At 39.3% G+C, this 18397-nt stretch carries 15 protein-coding genes; 6 read left to right on the forward strand and 9 right to left on the reverse strand.

Going from position 1 to position 18397, the window contains the following annotated elements:
- Nucleotides 1-54: 54 nt before the first annotated feature.
- Both H6G25_RS05650 and H6G25_RS05655 read right to left on the reverse strand, forming a co-directional pair.
- Nucleotides 55-1422, reverse strand: coding sequence for a DUF2330 domain-containing protein (locus tag H6G25_RS05650; protein ID WP_190391631.1), 1368 nt, complete (start codon nt 1420-1422; stop codon nt 55-57).
- Between the two features lie 9 nt (nt 1423-1431).
- Nucleotides 1432-2247, reverse strand: a complete 816-nt coding sequence (locus tag H6G25_RS05655; protein ID WP_190391701.1) for an RnfABCDGE type electron transport complex subunit D — start codon at nt 2245-2247, stop codon at nt 1432-1434.
- 329 nt (nt 2248-2576) lie between these two features.
- Between H6G25_RS05655 and fabG the strand changes: the two genes are divergently transcribed.
- Complete coding sequence (fabG, locus tag H6G25_RS05660) at nt 2577-3317, forward strand: 3-oxoacyl-[acyl-carrier-protein] reductase (RefSeq protein WP_190391632.1); 741 nt, start codon at nt 2577-2579, stop codon at nt 3315-3317.
- A 70-nt stretch (nt 3318-3387) separates the two neighbouring features.
- Here the strand turns inward: fabG and H6G25_RS05665 are convergent, their stop codons facing one another.
- Nucleotides 3388-4470 (reverse strand): MraY family glycosyltransferase, encoded by a 1083-nt coding sequence (locus H6G25_RS05665; protein ID WP_190391633.1) that lies wholly within the window; start codon nt 4468-4470, stop codon nt 3388-3390.
- 183 nt (nt 4471-4653) lie between these two features.
- Between H6G25_RS05665 and groL the strand changes: the two genes are divergently transcribed.
- Complete coding sequence (groL, locus tag H6G25_RS05670; protein WP_190391634.1) at nt 4654-6342, forward strand: chaperonin GroEL; 1689 nt, start codon at nt 4654-4656, stop codon at nt 6340-6342.
- 163 nt (nt 6343-6505) lie between these two features.
- Here the strand turns inward: groL and ctpB are convergent, their stop codons facing one another.
- The gene (gene ctpB, locus H6G25_RS05675) at nt 6506-7774 is read right to left on the reverse strand and encodes a carboxyl-terminal processing protease CtpB (RefSeq protein WP_190391635.1); all 1269 of its coding nucleotides are present in this window, start codon (nt 7772-7774) and stop codon (nt 6506-6508) included.
- A gap of 420 nt (nt 7775-8194) precedes the next feature.
- Entirely contained in the window at nt 8195-9736 is a 1542-nt protein-coding gene (locus tag H6G25_RS05680; RefSeq protein WP_190391636.1) for a GTP-binding protein, read from the reverse strand.
- 372 nt (nt 9737-10108) lie between these two features.
- Between H6G25_RS05680 and H6G25_RS05685 the strand changes: the two genes are divergently transcribed.
- Entirely contained in the window at nt 10109-10654 is a 546-nt protein-coding gene (locus tag H6G25_RS05685) for a DUF937 domain-containing protein (RefSeq protein WP_242034892.1), read from the forward strand.
- Between the two features lie 98 nt (nt 10655-10752).
- On the forward strand, nt 10753-11448 hold the full coding sequence (bchM, locus tag H6G25_RS05690) for a magnesium protoporphyrin IX methyltransferase (protein ID WP_190391637.1): 696 nt from the start codon (nt 10753-10755) through the stop codon (nt 11446-11448).
- Between the two features lie 176 nt (nt 11449-11624).
- On the opposite strand, the gene H6G25_RS05695 is transcribed toward bchM, so the two are convergent.
- Nucleotides 11625-13109 (reverse strand): carotenoid oxygenase family protein, encoded by a 1485-nt coding sequence (locus H6G25_RS05695; protein ID WP_190391638.1) that lies wholly within the window; start codon nt 13107-13109, stop codon nt 11625-11627.
- Between the two features lie 34 nt (nt 13110-13143).
- Complete coding sequence (locus tag H6G25_RS05700; RefSeq protein WP_190391639.1) at nt 13144-14481, reverse strand: folate/biopterin family MFS transporter; 1338 nt, start codon at nt 14479-14481, stop codon at nt 13144-13146.
- Between the two features lie 474 nt (nt 14482-14955).
- Here H6G25_RS05700 and H6G25_RS05705 point away from each other — a divergent pair, with 474 nt between their 5' ends.
- Together H6G25_RS05705 and H6G25_RS05710 are read left to right on the forward strand one after the other, a co-directional pair.
- A complete protein-coding gene (locus H6G25_RS05705) occupies nt 14956-15153 on the forward strand; it encodes a prevent-host-death protein (RefSeq protein WP_199319669.1) in 198 nt (65 codons plus the stop codon).
- Nucleotides 15150-15542, forward strand: coding sequence for a type II toxin-antitoxin system VapC family toxin (locus tag H6G25_RS05710; protein ID WP_190391640.1), 393 nt, complete (start codon nt 15150-15152; stop codon nt 15540-15542). The genes H6G25_RS05705 and H6G25_RS05710 overlap by 4 nt, the downstream gene beginning before the upstream one ends.
- Before the next feature lie 557 nt (nt 15543-16099).
- Here the strand turns inward: H6G25_RS05710 and H6G25_RS21480 are convergent.
- Nucleotides 16100-16231, reverse strand: coding sequence for a hypothetical protein (locus H6G25_RS21480; protein ID WP_277881740.1), 132 nt, complete (start codon nt 16229-16231; stop codon nt 16100-16102).
- A 686-nt stretch (nt 16232-16917) separates the two neighbouring features.
- Nucleotides 16918-18348, reverse strand: a complete 1431-nt coding sequence (locus tag H6G25_RS05715; protein WP_190391641.1) for a DUF4157 domain-containing protein — start codon at nt 18346-18348, stop codon at nt 16918-16920.
- Nucleotides 18349-18397: the final 49 nt, after the last annotated feature.

Here is an 18397-nt window from a genome sequence, read left to right on the forward strand (position 1 = left end):
CGGCTTATTTAAGAAGTCGGGTATCTGTGTCCAGTGAAGTCCAGACATCTAAATTTACAAACCTAGCCAAGATAAGGAATTATCCCACCAAGAATTAGAGATATTTCCCATAGATAATTTCATTTTTTGGCGAATATCTTGAATATTCCAGTTGGTAAGTCTAGCTAGATTTTGAGCTTCTTGTTCAAATCTCCGTCTTAAAGAACTTTTATATCTTCTTCCCGCACTACATTTAACCTTACCTGTGAATGGGTGTTGTAAAATATAACGTCCTTGAAAAGAGTCTCTTTGAGCAGTTTCTTGAAAGATTAGATCTTCAGGAAATTTATTTCTAGTATAGCGGACGTGCAAGCGAGTAATGAAAACACTACTACTGGGAAAACGAGAACGAAAACCCGGAGCTATTTGGCTATTACTATCACTATTATCATTCAACCAAAAAACACCGGCTTGTTTTAATTCTTCATTATTGAGTGGTTCAGCAGCACAAGGATCACAAGTACTCATATCCCAAGCATATTCTAAAAATCCGACTTTTTTATCTTCTTTCGTGTAGGAATTTTGGAACATGGATTTATAAAAATCACCAAATTGATTTTTCACAAACACGGGAATATTCACATCTGAAGGAACTTTAACCGTGCGATAATTAGTAATTTCTGCCTGGCCTTTAGGTGAGAGAATATAAATGATTAAATCCTGTTCTTTAGTAGCGTTAACCATTCCTAAACGAATAGGTAACATAAATTTCCGTGATTCGTAGGAAATTTGTAAAGGACGCAGGAATTGATAACCTGATTCGGCAAATTTATCTAAATTGACTTTAGCAACAAAGAATTTCATCGCCGAACGAATGTAGGGTTTGAGTAATTCCTTTGCACCTTGAGGAATTTTATAATTATTGCGATTTAACCAAGTTTCTAAGCCACCAGATTCTTTAGCGCTGAGGATAACAATATCATATTCACCAACATTAAATTTGGCTTCAACAGTGACACCTAAACTGCTATCTTCCTGGGTACTACTATCTGATCTGGCTGCGTTTTGCATTGGTCGCATCTCGTTTATTTTATAAACTGGGGCGCAGGGGTCAGAATCAAAATATTCTACTAATCTTGGGGCGCTAAAAGCATCTAATCTTTCAATAATTTTTGGTTGGGCTACATGAACTTGTTCTTTTTGTAATACTGTGGGAACAGGAACAACAATTGCAAAATCTTTAACATCACCTTGAAAATCGTTAGCCATTGTTAAAACTGTCCGATTTCCCTCTCTAGCAAGTATGACTTGAGAAGCTTGGTTATAGAGTTTTGTATCGGCTTTAGCTACATAAAATCCACAAAAAGCCCAAGCTGTAGGTGCGAAACACAGCACCGCTAAAAGTGCAGATACTAAGGGCATAAATAGACGAAGTTTTTTCATTTTGATGCCTTAATTAATTTTCAGTTCTGCTTTATTCCACCAAGAAAATCTAGGACTAAACCAAGATTTATCTAATAAAATAGTCAAGGGTGCAAGGGCAAATAAAGCCCAAAAAACAGCGGTAGAGAGAAAGAAATAATTCCGCAAAATAAAGGTTAATAAAGCAATACATACCGCCCAGATTATTCTACTAATACGGGCGTTGGGAATTGAACGCGGATCTGTCACCATAAACAGAGAAAATAACACTAAAGATCCACTCATTAAATGATGAAAATAAACGTCCCATGTCCAACCTAACCAAATATTTCTCACGGCGGCTAAGAGGGAATAAGCACCTAGAAAAGCGGCGGTAGTATCCCAACGTCCAACGCACTGTAAAATCATTCCTCCAGTCCCCACAAATAATAGCGCGTACCACCATTCTTCCCCCCATTGTCCTGGGGAAACCCAAGCATCATTAGTGAAGCTAAGAACAGCAATAATGCCAAAATTAGCAGGATTAAAAAAATGCTTTTCTCCATATTGAAAGATAAATTTACTTGCTATGGCTGCAAATCCAGCTAAGGCCATGGTTGGCCAATGATCAACCCGTAATAATAAACTTAGTCCCAAAGAGGTAATGAGGGGACTACGAATATTAATTGGTAAAATTCTGTTTTGGGATTTAGTGATCAATGAAAAGATAATTTGTGTTATTATGCAGGAAGCGATCGCTACACCAATAAATTCTGGATGTAATGTCCAGTCTCGCGTTAAAACGCCTATGATCAGAAATAAACTCAGAAACAGAATTTGATAATCTCGAACATCTTTGAATAATATCATCTTCATTCCACTGATTAATCACAGCTTTTTTCTAATTTAAATCACTGTTGTCATAAATTAGGTTGTTGTTACAGTTTTTGTTACAAATGGGACTTATACAGGGGATATGGAAAAACGAACCACTTCAGGACGCAACAGGGAGGAATGAGAGTCCTCACAAATTTATTTTTAACTAAGACTAAGACGGTGTTTGAAAAGTTTCAGGAAGTCAAAAATTAAGCCTGTTCTCTAACTGTCATCCAGAATTTCTGTATATTTTGGCATACTTCCACACCAAACTATTCTAAAATAATTAGCGCGGCATCTTTAAAAATTGAGGAAAATTAATGAGTTTATTAAGAAATCAAGTTGCAATTGTAACTGGTGGATCACGAGGGATTGGCAAAGCGATCGCTTTACAATTAGCCTCCGAAGGTGCAAAATTAGTTGTTAACTACGCTAGTTCTAGCACTGCAGCGGATCAAGTAGTATCAAAAATTACCGCAGACGGAGGTGAAGCCATTGCTATCCAAGCAGATGTTTCTCAAGAAAATCAAGTAGATACACTGATTAAAACCACCTTAGAAAAATTCCAGCGCGTGGATATCTTAGTCAACAATGCAGGTATTACCCGTGACACCCTGTTATTAAGAATGAAGTTAGAAGAATGGCAAGCAGTAATAGACCTTAATTTAACAGGCGTATTTTTATGTACAAAAGCGGTCAGTAAAATTATGCTTAAACAACGATCAGGTCGGATTATTAATATTGCTTCTGTGGCTGGACAAATGGGCAATCCTGGACAAGCGAATTACAGCGCGTCCAAAGCAGGTGTTATCGGTTTTACCAAAACCGTAGCCAAAGAACTTTCTTCCCGTGGAATTACCGTAAATGCTGTTGCTCCTGGTTTTATTACCACTGACATGACCAGCGATATTAAAGCCGAAGGAATCTTACAATATATCCCACTGGGGCGTTTTGGTAAACCGGAAGAAATTGCCGGCATGGTAAGATTTTTAGCATCTGATCCCGCAGCAGCTTACATCACTGGACAAGTATTTAATGTTGACGGCGGTATGGTGATGTAGTTTGATAATACGATCATACCCAGATCCCCGACTTCTCAAAGAAGTCAGGGATCTATGCCTATAATCATTTTCACCGACTATTCAGTATTCTTTGCCAAACAGTAAAGCCTAACAGCAAGATAATACCAGCAGCAGTAGCCAGGATTACAGATAAACTCATACCCTGGACTTTCATGGCCAGTAAATTACAACCCAAAGTAATGGACCACAAGATAAAAGCCGCATTGCGTTGGGATAGTCCCCAAGCCAACAAACGGTGGTGCAGATGATCCTTACCAGGTGTACTCAAAGGGTTTTTTCCTGCCATGATCCGGCGCACAAACACTTGAGTAGTGTCAATAACTGGCAATAACAGAAATAAAACTGTAGGTATGAGGGCATAAACGGTATTTTGTTGAAGTTTACCTAAAATGCTGGTTGCTGCTAAAACATAACCAAAAAAGTATGCTCCAGCATCACCCATAATGATGTGTGAGGGGTGAAAATTATGGCGTAAAAAGCCCAATGCAGCCCCTCCCAAAGCCGCTAAAACTAAGGTAGCCGCAGCACGATTATCAAACTGGGCAGAAACTCCTAATAAACTAATAGCAGTAATAAAACTGATTCCACCAGCTAAACCATCCATACCATCCATGAGGTTAATGGCATTAGTGATTCCTACTACCCACAGTACAGTTAAGGCCATAGATAAGAGAGAATCAATAGGTGTACCAAAAACAACTTTAATGCTGATACCGTTACCAACTAACAAAAGTGCTGTCGTCACCTGGGCCCATAACCGCACAGAGGGAGGTAGTCCAAATTGGTCATCAATAAAGCCAACCAGGACTAAAATAGAACCACCCAGGAGAATGGTTAAGACTTGAGCTAAAACCCCCTGAATTTCAATTGGCCGCAAGAGACTAGCTAGGACCAAAGCGGCAATTACACCCGCGTAGATTGCCAAACCGCCGGCATTAGGTAAAGGTTCTTGATTCAGTCGTCGGGCATTGGGTTGGTCTGCCCAACCTACCTCTAAGGCAAATTTGCGAATTGTGGGAATTAAAAACCAGGTGACACCTGAAGCTAATAGAAATGTAAACACTACAGCTAACCAGCCGGAGCCGCTAGGTTTAGCAATGCCAAGGGATATAAGGAAGTTTTCTAGATTCATTTGCTCCCAAGACAATCATGGGTTTTATAGTTAAATATTAGTATCAACTGTTGATAGTAATGTATTTTGGGATTTTGATACTGCATCTAAATTGTGAAATAAGAAATAAATTGTGAACAGGGATTAGCACTCACTGACCAAGAGTGCTAAATTATCTAATGGAAGTATATAGAGAAATAAAACATGGCCAAGGTTATTGCATTTAAGGAAGAATCACGGCGTGCTTTAGAGAAGGGTATTAACGCCCTAGCAGATGCTGTGAAGATTACTTTGGGTCCAAAAGGACGGAACGTTCTATTAGAAAAAAAATTTGGTATTCCCCAAATTGTTAACGATGGTATTACTGTTGCCAAAGAAATTGAATTAGAAGATCCTTTAGAAAATACTGGTGCTAGATTGATTCAGGAAGTAGCATCGAAAACCAAGGATATAGCTGGCGATGGGACTACTACTGCCACAGTTCTAGCACAAGCCTTGATTAAGGAAGGTTTAAAGAATGTTGCAGCGGGAACAAATCCCATAAGTTTGAAACGGGGTATTGATAAAACCGTTGAGGGACTGGTAGCAGAAATTGCCAAAATTGCTAAACCTGTAGAAGGAAGTGCGATCGCTCAAGTGGCCACAGTTTCCGCTGGTAATGATGCTGAAGTTGGCAATATGCTGGCATTGGCTATGGAGAAAGTAACCAAAGATGGTGTCATTACTGTAGAAGAATCTAAATCCCTGACTACTGAACTAGAAGTAGTGGAAGGGATGCAGATTGATAGGGGTTATATTTCTCCCTACTTCATCACCAACAACGAACGGATGACAGTAGAATTTGAAAATGCCCGCATCCTGATTACTGATAAAAAAATCAGCAGCATCCAAGATTTAGTACCTATTTTAGAAAAAGTTGCCCGTTTAGGCCAACCTTTACTAATTATTGCTGAAGATGTAGATGGTGATGCTTTAGCAACTCTGGTTGTGAATAAATCTCGTGGTGTATTGGCTGTAGCTGCCATTAAAGCCCCTGGTTTTGGCGATCGCCGTAAGGCTATGCTAGAAGATATTGCCATTCTCACCGATGGACAATTAATTTCTGAGGAAATTGGTTTAAGCTTAGATACCGCTACTTTGGAAATGTTGGGAACTGCTGTAAAAATCAACATTGACAAGGAAAACACCACAATTGTCGCTGGTAGCACTGTTAAACCAGAAATCCAAAAACGAATTGCTCAAATTCGTAAACAGTTGGCAGAAACTGATTCCGATTATGATACCGAAAAACTGCAAGAACGCATTGCTAAGTTAGCTGGTGGTATTGCTGTCATTAAAGTTGGTGCAGCCACGGAAACCGAACTCAAGGACAGAAAACTACGGATTGAGGACGCACTTAATGCCACTAAAGCAGCGGTAGAAGAAGGTATTGTTCCCGGTGGTGGTACAACATTGATTCATCTATCTAGTAAGGTAGATGAAATTAAAGCCAGACTCTCCCCTGAAGAAAGAATTGGTGCTGATATTGTCAAAAAAGCCTTAGAAGCACCCCTGCGACAAATTGCAGACAATGCCGGAGTAGAAGGTTCTGTAATTGTTTCCAGAGTCCGGGAAACTGACTTAAATATCGGCTATAACGCAGCGACTGGGGAATTTGAAGACTTAATTGCTGCTGGTATCATTGATCCTGCCAAGGTGGTTCGTTCTGCTTTACAAAATGCCGCTTCTATTGCCGGTATGGTACTCACCACTGAAGCTATTATCGCCGAAAAACCTGAGAAACAAGCCGCTGCTCCTGATGCCGGTATGGGCGGTATGGGCGGTATGGGCGGTATGGGCGGTATGGGCGGTATGGGTGGTATGGGTGGTATGGGTGGTATGGGTATGTTCTAATTTGCCACTCTCCCTAATCCATAATTTATCTAATTTATGAATTACCCACCCCTCAAAGTAGTAGGGGTGGGTTTTTTTGTCTAGTGGGAATTTTGAGTTTTCACTGTTTGTGCTAATTTGCCATTAGAAAGAACACTATATCCTGTTATGTCCAGGGATTTAATTATTTAGTCACAGCAGCAATAGCACGAACATATTGGGGATCACTATTTGTAGCGATTAAATTTGGATTAGAAGCTAATTGGCGTTCTTGTGTTTGTGTCAAATCTAGTTTGATATCAGGTGCAATTCCTTTATGGTTTATATCTGTGCCATTAGGTGTATAATAATGGGCAATAGTGACAGCTAAACCTGAACCATCTGGTAATTCATGGACTGACTGTACCAAAGCCTTACCAAAGGTTTGACTACCAATAACTACAGCCCGTTTATTGTCTTTGAGTGCGCCAGTCAGGATTTCACTAGCACTAGCAGAATTACTATCCACTAAAATGGCCAAGGGCAGTTTGCTGATAGCTGTGCCATTGGCTTTTGTTTCGGCACTTGATCCTTTGCGGTCTACGGTTTTGACGATATGACCTTCATCTAGCCACATTCGCGCAATTTCTATACTCGCATTCAATAAACCACCAGGATTACCTCGCAAGTCCAAAACATAGGAATCAACTTTTTCGCTGTTCCCCCTGAGAATGGCTGCACGCATTTGATCGGCGGCGTGGGAACTAAATTCTTGTAAGCGAATATACCCAATTCGCCGATTGGTTTCCTGTTTGAGACTATACCGGACTGTAGGAACTTCTATTGTCGCCCTTGTTAACTTGATCTTGAATTTCCTTCCTGGTCGTTCTAGATCCAGACTAACGGAAGTACCTACTTGACCACGAATTAATTTTGAGGCATCTTCTATTGTCATTTTTATGGTAGATTTACCATTAATAGCCAAAATTTCATCGCCTGATTTGAGTCCGGCTTTTAGGGCTGGGGAATTTTCTATAGCCTCTATCACGGTCAGACGCTTGGTTTTTTCGTTTACTTGCATACGAATGCCAATCCCGGATACTTCCCCAGATGTTTGACTAGTCAGTGATTCATATTGTTGGGGGTTCATAAACCGGGTGTAGGGATCACCTAGCGTTTGTAAAGCTTCGCGGATCGCTACGTAGGCTTCATCTTTAGAAGTATAGTCTTTACTTAATAAACTCTGTCTAATTGCTCGCCAATCTTGTTGATTAAATTTATCATCAACATATTCACGATTCACCAACTGCCACACTTGGTCAACTAATGCTTTGGGACTATCTTGTAAAGCTAAAGCTGCATTAACACTGCGTGCCCATGCTTGACCAAATACGGATATAGTAGCAGTTGTGGCGATCGCTCCCCCAATCAAGGCAGATTGGAACGGTGAGTAACGTTTTGCAGATTGGTTCATGTATATTAGCTGAAATAGTTGTATTTTTGAGAGTTTATCAATCTGGATTTCCTGATTTCTTGTAGTTTTCTATCCTAATAACCTTTATACTTCATCTATCTTTAGACCTTGGTTCATGATGAGTCGAATATTTTATTTCTTAGGTTAATAACTCCAGTTTTTTTACAAGATAACACAGACGAATATGTGACATATAGATAAGTGTCATTTATAAATTCTCAATTATCTACTTTACGATAGCACTTTCTTGGCTGAGTAGGTGTGATTTCCATCCATAGATAATTAAAGTTTTATTAATTGTCGGGAATTAAAAATTTTTGATCGGACTTAGGCAGGAGTTACGGAATAAGAAACTACTTCAGCCACAGAGGTCACGGAGAAATCAGGGTTTGAGGAGTATTTGCCTAAGTCCTATCAGTCCTATATATGATCTTCTTTGTCTGTAAAGCTATCAGTTAAAGGTTTAACGACTTTAGCGATCGCTTCTTGAACAAAAACTTTGATAAACTCATCTCGGCGATTAATCTGAAACTGCTGTTGTACTACTTCTGTCATTCCCCCGTCACCCCAATCTTGATCATGACGAAAATACTCAATAAAGCTTTTCCCAGCAATGCGGGTTAAATAAGCGGCTGTTACACCTTGAATTGCTCTACCGACAATAAAAGTAGTAACATTGAGTTGTAAAGCTGTTGATAATAATTGAATTGCCCCTTTGACGATACCTAAACCAGCAATAGTTTTTCCTAAAGATAGGGCTAATTCCTTACCCCTTTCCATGTTTAAATCGCAACCGTATATCTTACCAATTTCTACTACCATTTGGGCATTAACGGCAGCAGTTGCCAGTAAATCTACTACTGGTAATGGTGTCACGGAAACCACACCTGCCCCAATCCATTGATAACGGACGATGACTTTATCAGCTTGACGACGACGCTGGGAGTCTATGAGTTTGCGGGCTTCTTCCCCTAAACGCAGAGATTGTAAAAGAATATTATCCGCAATTAAATCCTCACCTTCAGCCCGTAAGATAGAGGCCATGCGCCGCAACAGAGGTATAATATCTGGTTCTGGCTGGAAGGTTTCGCCGGTTTCTAACTTAGCTATTTGCGGGTTAGCAGCGATCGCTACCACATCATTAGTAGCAATAAAACTCCGTACTCTTTCCCGCAATCTCCCCAAAATCACATTCCTATCAGTATCAGTATATAAATCCGTTTTATTTAGCACTAAAAGCGATCGCTTACCAATTTCCGCCAACCCCCGCAGTGGTTCATATTCAGAACGGCGTAGATCATTATCTACCACAAATAACAGTAAATCGGCTTCCGTGGCCAAAGCCCTAGCCAGTTGTTCCCGTTCCGTACCCGCTACCCCTGGTTCTAAAATCCCTGGAGTATCGGTAATTAATATCTTCCGTTCCAAACCCTTCAACCGTAAACAATAGGTTTCTCCCACCTGAGTTGTCCCCATAGGCGCGTTGACTTCACCCACTATCCGCCCCATAATGGCATTAACTAGGGAAGTTTTGCCGGCGCTTCCTGTACCAAAGACAACCACTTGAATTTCCCCCCTAGCTAAATTAGCCTCAATGTCCCTAGTGCGACTGAGTAAAGCTTGGCGTGTCACCTCATCTTGAATTTGGGCTACTTGTTGACGCACTGCTTGTAAAGTAGAAGAAGCTGCATCAGATTTAGCGGCGGGAATTTGGGCTGGAGTCACTCTTTGGCGTTGTCGTCGGGATTTTTCCTCTCCTTTTCGCAGCACCAGTACATAATAGACAAAGGCAGCGATTAAACCACCAATCAAGAAAATTAGCAGTAATAATAGTAAATTACCCAACAATGGTGAATAGGACAACTGCCAGTACAGCCGAGAGAGAGAATCAATCAGCCATAGGGTTAACGCCAAAATGACGATTAGACCAACAATCAGTGTTACTACGCGAGACAAAGGCATGAATGATAAATTTATTACTTATAAATGGGTTGTTCAATTTTCTCAAGTATAAAGTACCCAGTATCAAGTACAAAGCACTTTTTTTCCATATCCTAGCCTGTAGTCAGAACTTTAGTCTTGTTTTCCAAACCCTACCGCCACAAAATCAGGTCTAAAGCCCAAACAACAAAGAAAAAAATATAAAAACTATAATTTTGTGACACCGATGTAAATCCGATTTAGACAAAGATGATTCTCCGGCTTGGAGAGTAGAGAAAAATAGTCTTTCATTTACCTGAAATATGCTGTAGAATCATATAATTCCACTACTTAATCCTCAATTCTGCTATAGAATTGATCATGAGAAACATTAAAAACAACGGGTAAAAATCAATGGGACTGTTTGATCAAATTCTTGGGGCTGTTAATAGTTCCACTCAAGTCGGTGGCTTAAATGACTTACTAAATGTTGTTAGTAATTCCACTCAAGGTGGTGGTTTGGATGACTTGCTAAATATTGCCAATACAGTTAAACAATTAGGTAATAACGTTGGTGCTGACTCCTCGACAATCCAATCAATTTTATCAGTTGTTGGCAAAGAAGTACAATCATCTTTACAGGTGAAGCAAGCTACCAACGGAACTGAATCCGTACAGGATTTTGTAAATCAATTTGCAGGAACTTCACCTAATTCCGAGGCAGTAAATACCCTATTTTCTCCAGATATTCAAGCGAAAGTCACTGAAAACGCCGCCCAGGTCGCCGGTCTAGATGTTGAGAAAATTCAAGAATTATTACCCAGTTTAGTGCCTTTAATTTTGAGTTTCTTGCAATCTAGTGGCAATCCGTTCTTAAATAAATTTCTAGATATTGATGGTGATGGTGATATTGATATTGCTGATTTACTTAAATTAGCTAGTCGCTTTTTAAGAATTTAATCCCGATTCATCCCAACTGCATTTGTTCAAACATTATAGCAGGGAATCCACTGACAAATGATAATTTTAAGAATTGTGAACCGTTAACAATTGAGTTTATGAACGCAGCCCAGGATAAAACAATAGTCCGCGAATATTTCAACTCTACAGGCTTTGACAGGTGGCGACGCATCTATGGTGATGGTGAAGTCAACAAAGTTCAGCTAGACATACGCACTGGACATCAGCAAACTGTGGATAATGTCATGGGCTGGCTAAAAGCTGACAACAATTTACCAGAATTATCAATTTGTGATGCCGGCTGTGGTGTAGGTAGTTTAAGTATTCCCTTGGCTATGGAGGGCGCTAAAGTCTATGCCAGTGATATTTCTGCTAAAATGGTATCAGAAGCCCAGGACAGGGCTGTAAAGGCTTTTTCCAATACCATAAATCCCTCCTTTGCGGTACAGGATTTAGAATCTTTGAGTGGTAATTATCACACCATCATCTGTTTAGATGTTCTGATTCATTACCCCCAAGACAAAGCTGATGAAATGATTTCTCACCTGTGTTCTTTAGCACAATCGAGGATTATTCTCAGTTTCGCGCCTAAAACCTGCTTTCTGACTATCCTTAAAAAAATCGGTAGTTTCTTTCCTGGCCCTAGTAAAGCTACTCGTGCCTATTTACACCGTGAATCTGATGTAATCAAAATCCTGGAAAAAAATGGCTTTTCAGTGCAAAGACAGGCTATGACTCGCACACGCTTCTACTTTTCCCGCTTACTAGAAGCAACTCGTACATCTGGTCAATAATACCTTATACCCCCGATTTCTTAAAGAAATCGGGAATTTTATTATTTACGAATAAGTCCAGCGTCACCTCGCCCTATATTGTACCCGGTTTCCTATCAAAACCTGCACATCTCCATTATCCATTTTTATGGGAATGGAGGATGTTATTGGGTTTCCTAGCGTCAACCCAACCTACATTAAATGAATATTTCTGGTGTAAAACTCCCATGTAAACCGTAGGGAATATGATGTTTTAGACCTAGTTTTGCAATTCTACCTTTTTCCAAATTCTGAGCATCTAAAATCACTATCTCTGAACGATGATTTTCTGCATTGTAAACTACAACTATAATCCAACCATCATCTTCTTGTTGAGAATGTGCGCGAGGAACAAAAATTGGTTCTCCTACAAATCCTCGCGGTGCTGTACTCCAAAGTTGTTTTTTTCCTGATTCTAAATCTACCTTAAAAATGGCTTGTAATGGTGCATTCAATGTTGATTTATGAGCCGCAGCACTGTATAAATAACGGTATGGTTTACCTACGTAACGCGGGTGAATGGTAGGAAATTCAGTGGTACGAGTGTCTATTAACTGATTTTCGACTTGATTCTCTAATAAATTTAGATGAAATCTCCATAGTTGGGGAGGTGAATTTTTCTCAAAATCAGTTTTTCGATAATCGCTATTGGGTTCAACTTCCATTAATGATTCATAACAAATAGAATCAACGATAATTTCATTTTCTAGTTCAAAAGCATTAACATGATGGAAAATGAAACCCGCTTTGGTCTCTAAAATTCTGACTTTTTCAATGGGTGTATTTGTGGTGCGAGGAATAATGATGATTTTTGTGGGTTGATTTTTTTCAACTTTAATACATTCGGCTGCACCACATATTCCTAAAGCAAAAGGTATGGGGTTAAATTTAACGGGATTTTGGAAAAAGATACAGTAATTTTCTGTAATTACAAAATCATGAATAAAGCAAAAACCAGGAACACTATGATTTTTTTTGCTGGTAACTTCTCCCTTTGTATTCAATTCAAAGATGGTAATTGTAGTTGATAATCCCGGTTTTATGGCAAAGTTAACTAATATCCCATTGGGATCAATTCGTGGGTGGGCGCTAAAGGCTTCTCCCTTGGACAAGACACCGTTAAAATATTCATTTCCTAAAGTTTCTAAGGTGTGAGGATTGAGTAAATAGGGTTCGGCTGCTTCCCATAATGCTAGGAGTTTTTTACCCCAATAAATAACGTTGGTATTGGCAATATTTTTGAGGTTAAAATCGAAAATATTAGCTAACCAACCACCCGGTTTTTGTGTACCAAAAACCCCCCGGTAAAGAATTTTTTTTGCTTTTTGTTCTGCTAAATAACCTGCTGTTTGTACAAATCGGTTACGAAAATGAGCGCGACCATTGATAAATGTAATGCGGCTGATCATACCGTCACCGTCAAAAGGGTGGTGTAATCTTTCTCCATTTATATCTAATAAACCTGCTCCATTTCTAAATAATGTTCCCGCTAATTCTGGGGGTATTTCTCCTTCGATATCATCAATCCAATAGTCATATTCTTCAGGAAGGGATTCATATCCACCTTGCCAATCTTTGATGGTATAGGATTTTTCTAGAACTTGGTTATCTTGTTGGTTATCTTGGGTTTCTAATGTTTGCATTTTTTTGGTTGACTATCCTGAAAGACTATAAAAACTATATTGATGAACTATCATCAATTTCCATTGTACCATCTGGTAGCCAATTAATAAAAAATATGGGAATTAAAGAACTAAAGTTAGTAATGATGATTAGTAACCATAATAAATCAAATTGATTTTCTGTGATTCCTAACCATTTCATCATCATAGACCCTAACCAATAGGAAACTGTTCCTCCTAAATTAAATACAGACATTATTAAAGCAAAAAATGTGGCTTCTATACCGGGAGGACAAAGCTTTGTTGCCAATACTAGGACGGGCATAAATACAATTTGTCCAATCACTGTAATAACTAAATTATCACCTAAACTAAACCAATGATCATTTATTCCTAAAAGTCTGTTGGTATGAGTTACTAATAATAAAGTTGTCATTCCTAAAGCAGTGGATATAAAAATACCCCAAGTAAAGATAATTTTAAAGGAGATAGTTTTAAAGTAACGCTGAAAAGCCCACACTCCCACTAAAGAAGCAAAACTTGTGACTAATCTCACTCGTCCTAAAAATTCTGGTTGAAATTGTAGTTCGTTGGTTGTAAAATAGAAAAACGCTGATTCGGCATTTGGTGTAGCGTGCCAAACAAATATAAATACTGTTGGTAGTAAAACTGCTTTTTTTGTGATTGCTTGACGTATTTGTACTAATTGATATTTAATATGATCATAATTGTTTTTTTGATCATCTTTGTTCATCGGTTTTTCTGTAATTAACCAAGCGACAAATGAGGTAATTATAGGAAATAATGCCGTGATTAAAAATACTGTACGAGTGGTAAAGTATTCTAAAAGTAGGCCGCTAAAGTAAGCTGTACATAAGCCACCAATGGCTGAAATAGCCCAGCAAAGAGATTGTAAAGAACCTAATTTTTCTGCTGATTCTGATCTGGCTCTTTCCACTACTATGGAATCAACTATCACATCACTAAGAGCAACGGAAAAAGAAGAAAGGAGAATCATCATTGTTGCAGTTGAGCCACTATTAACTATTGTTCCTAAACTCAACCAAGCCGCACTTCCTATAATTCCTGATAAGAATATATAAGTTTTTCTATGGTAGCCAAATAATGGTAAAATATCAGAAATAAAACCATATAATGGTTTGATCATCCAAGGTATGGTACTGATACCGATAATTGCGGACATTTGTACTGGACTTAATAACAATTCATCTTTGAGAAAAAAGCTAACAGCTAACCGGGATAACATTAATATCCCTTGGACAAAATATATAGTCAGAATTGCAATTAACTCAGAACTAAGTTTATTTCCTAAAAGAATTTGCTCGATTAGTGAATCTTTAAGTTTTGGCAATTTGGCAGATTCATTTAACATTGAAATCAATATTTTTTAATTTTCATTTACTTTTATATCATATCCATATTTTCAAAATATTGTCTAAATTGACCTGAATCACATTCCACAAATCTCAAAGAATATTTTTAATGTAATAAAGTATACTTTTTGCTTTTCCTCCCAAGGAAGCAGGGCGTTTTCATTCTCGAAGGTAAAGAAGAAAAGAATAGTGGTCTTTTCTTGATCAAATCAAAAAGAGATCACTGATGTTTCAATTTTTAAATAGTGAATTGCTAGGTATCTTTTTCTCAACCTAACCTAGAATATCTGCGAACTGCTTGCAGCAACGCTTACGCACTTTTGGGTAGGGTGTGTTAGCGCAGCGTAACGCACCGATACCTCCCATCCTGATGTTGCCTTACATTTCATTAACGCACCCTACAACAGCGATCGCCATTCTTTAATGAATTTTATGTTATCGTAATACTAAGGTCAATTTGAAGGAATTTAATTATGCCAAATAAAGCCTTAATTATGGAAGAAATTGAGTCCCTATCAGAACAGGAATTAGATAAAATTCTAAGTCTAATCCGCCTCATTAAAAATAAACCAAGATTGACAACTCAAGAATTATTTGCAGACTTGCGAGGAAAAGTTACCTATTTAGAAGATTTGACAACTCCTACCACGGATGAATGGGAACTTTTATGAGTCTGGTTTTAGATACTTGTGCTTTGATTTGGTGGAGTCTTGATCCAGAGCAATTATCTTTATTGGCTCAAAAAGCGTGTGAGCAAATGGAAAAGGATAAAAATGGGTTAGTGGCTTCTATTTCAATTTGGGAAATCGCCATTAAAATCAAAAATAAAAAATTAGATCTAGGTATTTCTTTAGAAATTTATATTAAAAGATTACAGCAATCAGATGTGATTTCAATTATCCCAATTGATGAGAATCTTTGGTTAAAAAGTGTTGCTTTAGAATGGGAACATAAAGATCCAGCAGACCGAATTATTGTGGCTTTAGCAAATCAATATTATGCTCCTATTATTACCAAAGATCAAAAAATTAGAGGCTTTTATCCGTCAGTCTTATGGTAAAGCGATTATGATCAAGATTGCATCGGCGATCGCATTAATAGCCATTCCAAATATTAGACAATGATGATGAATAATCATTAATTTGGTGCGTTACATTTCATTAACGCACCCTACAAGAGCGGCGATCGCACTAAGCATTATGGGCAAGCTTTAGGGATTAATCGAGATATTTCTCTGTCACGACAGAAGCGCGGGGAAAGTCATCTTTGGCAACGTCGTTTTTGGGAGCATTTAATCCGAAATGAGCGAGATTTTGCGCTGCATTGTGATTATATTCATGATAATCCTGTGCGACATGGTTTATGCAAAAATCCCCAGGATTGGCCGTATTCCAGTATTCATCGTTTTATTGCTCAGGGAATTTATCCTGCCGATTGGGGTAAGGGGGAAAGAAAGGAAAAACCTTCAGGCTGTTGGGATGATTAACCACAAAAAAGTAGGGTGTGTTAGCGAAGCGTAACGCACAATAAACAATCATTTTAGAGAGAAAATTAAATATTTTGGAGAAATAAGCGTTAATTTGGTGCGTTACATTGCATTAACGCACCCTACAAGAGCTATAAAATCGGCGATCGCACTAATTTGACATTTCGATAGATACAGTTTTGAAGGCGGTATAGATTCTTTTGGAATTTCTTCCAAGGTAGTTTCTTCCACACCACGTTCCAATCGTAGGATTGTACGTTCATAGTGTTTTACTTCTTACTTTTCTATCTCTGACTTTTTCAGTTTTGGATAGTCGGGTTTCTCAAGCCCTACCTTTCCTCTTCTTTCCTCTCTTGCTGTCTTTCGGTTTTGTCCTTGACCTTCTACGTTAGACTGTATTTCTAGTGCGTAGTGACCGCAGAGATTTTCAACGTTCCCTCGTTACTTTTCTCGTTCATTTTAGGCTTAGTCCCTTTACACCGACTCCCACTTTGAAGCAGCCTTGATACTTGATTTATTCAATCTTTCTCGGTGGACAGGATGAGCGAACTCCTGTGTTTCGGGGGAGCCATATTTCTTGGGGAAATATGATAGAGTTTTTCCTTAGCCTTTGCTCTATTTCTCGTTTACGATGCTTCCATCGGGTCTTGCCTTGATGAACTTTCGGTTACGCTTTTCATGATAGGCTATTCGGGGGGTTAGCGTATTTTCCTGCTTGCTTTCAGCGTCTTACACTGGACTCAGCGTGACGGTTGGCTGTTTGCCGTTTCACCTTTGACTGCCAAAGGGGTGGGAATTTAACCCACAAGTTGACGAGAGTTATGCAAGTTTCTGAGTTTTCAACTTGCCGAACGGTGTTTTCCACTTCCAAGTTTCTTTTGATTCTTAGTTTCGTTCAACGTTTCGCCCGCACCCTACAAGATCGGCGATCGCACTACAAGATCGGCGATCACTCTGACCATTTCATAAATTTGCAACCACAGGCTTTTTTGATTTCGTGTTTTGATGCGTATAGAGTTTGGAAACCTTGTTTCTGATACCATGACTCAGCGGATTTAGCGGAATCGACTCTAAGCTCCCCTTGTGCATCGTGGGTGGCGATTTCTTTTGCCGTACGCACGAGGGCACTTCCTCCTCCTTTTTTCTTGGGATGTCCCAGAAGCCATCTTATATACCGATGTGTCAAATTGGGACTTTGTTTATCCTCTTTTCTCATCTCTACTATCATTACGGCTATGGGATCGAAGTCACCGGGTATGTAAGCTATAAAAATTTTCTGTTCATATTCGGGGTCGGCACTTCTGTATTCTGGCTTTAACAGATCTCGGGACACGTCCGCTCCCTCGTCGTTGATATTCCAATCTGCACCTGAACATTCGTATTCTTCTTTGGGTTTATTCGGATCCCCGCCTAGATTTTGCCATTCTATTCCTATGGCTGTTACGGCTAGATCTAGACGTTCAGTCCAATCGGCAACCTCCGCGACGACGATTTGATTGCTGGCATCTCCCATCAGATTCTTCGGGTTGAGAAGGCTTCGCAACATCTGCTCCTTTTTCGGTATATGACTCAAATTTGTTTTGACAAATTGACTTCCTAAGCTTGACTCTAGCTCTTGGATCTCTTCCCAAGGACGGTCGGTTAGCATTAGGCCATTGCATTGAACGGTTGAATGGTGCATTGAAGTTGGCTGTTTATTGTCTTCATGCCTCTCAGCACGATTACTCTTTTTCCAAAAACACTGTTTCACGTTACATTTTTTCTGGGTTAATAGATTAGTAACGTGTTTGGGCCAATGCTTCTGTAATATTTTTTTACCCTTTTTCTCCGCTTCTCTCTCCAAACCCTCATCATCATTAATCTGTACTCCCTTCATTTGCATTGTCGGCTTAACCCTTCCCTGCATCTGCTGAACAACGTGCCAAGCCTCATGCGCCAAATGCTTCTCCTGCCCAGGCCCCACATGAATCTCCGTCCCCTGCGTGTAAGCTAACGCCTGTAACTGAGCAGGCTTAGACGAATTGTAATGAACCCTCACATCATCCAACGAAAAACCCGATAAACTCTCCACTCCTGCCTTCAGGTCATCAGGTAAACCCGTTTTATTTTCCTCTTCCCGTAACTGGACAGGCTGAGACTCTGCCGCCAACTCCTGGGATAAACCCCGAAAACTCGGTTTCGCTTGAATCGGTGGCTGAATTTGAGGCGATGAAGAAAAATCCGACCCCAATTGTTGCCGAAAAGCCGCACTCGCCGCCCGACTGCCATAGACTTCCTGAAACTCATCAATGGGATCACGGACAGAAGCACGAGAAGCAACATTCGATACAGCTTGCTCTGCTTTAGATAGAGAATGCTTGTGAAGTCTCGTTTGCACCATGACCCATTTCTCCCGTTATTTCAAGAAATTGATAAAAGCTGAATAATGT

Origin of the sequence: Dolichospermum sp. FACHB-1091, from assembly GCF_014697585.1 — a bacterium.
GTDB lineage: Bacteria > Cyanobacteriota > Cyanobacteriia > Cyanobacteriales > Nostocaceae > Dolichospermum.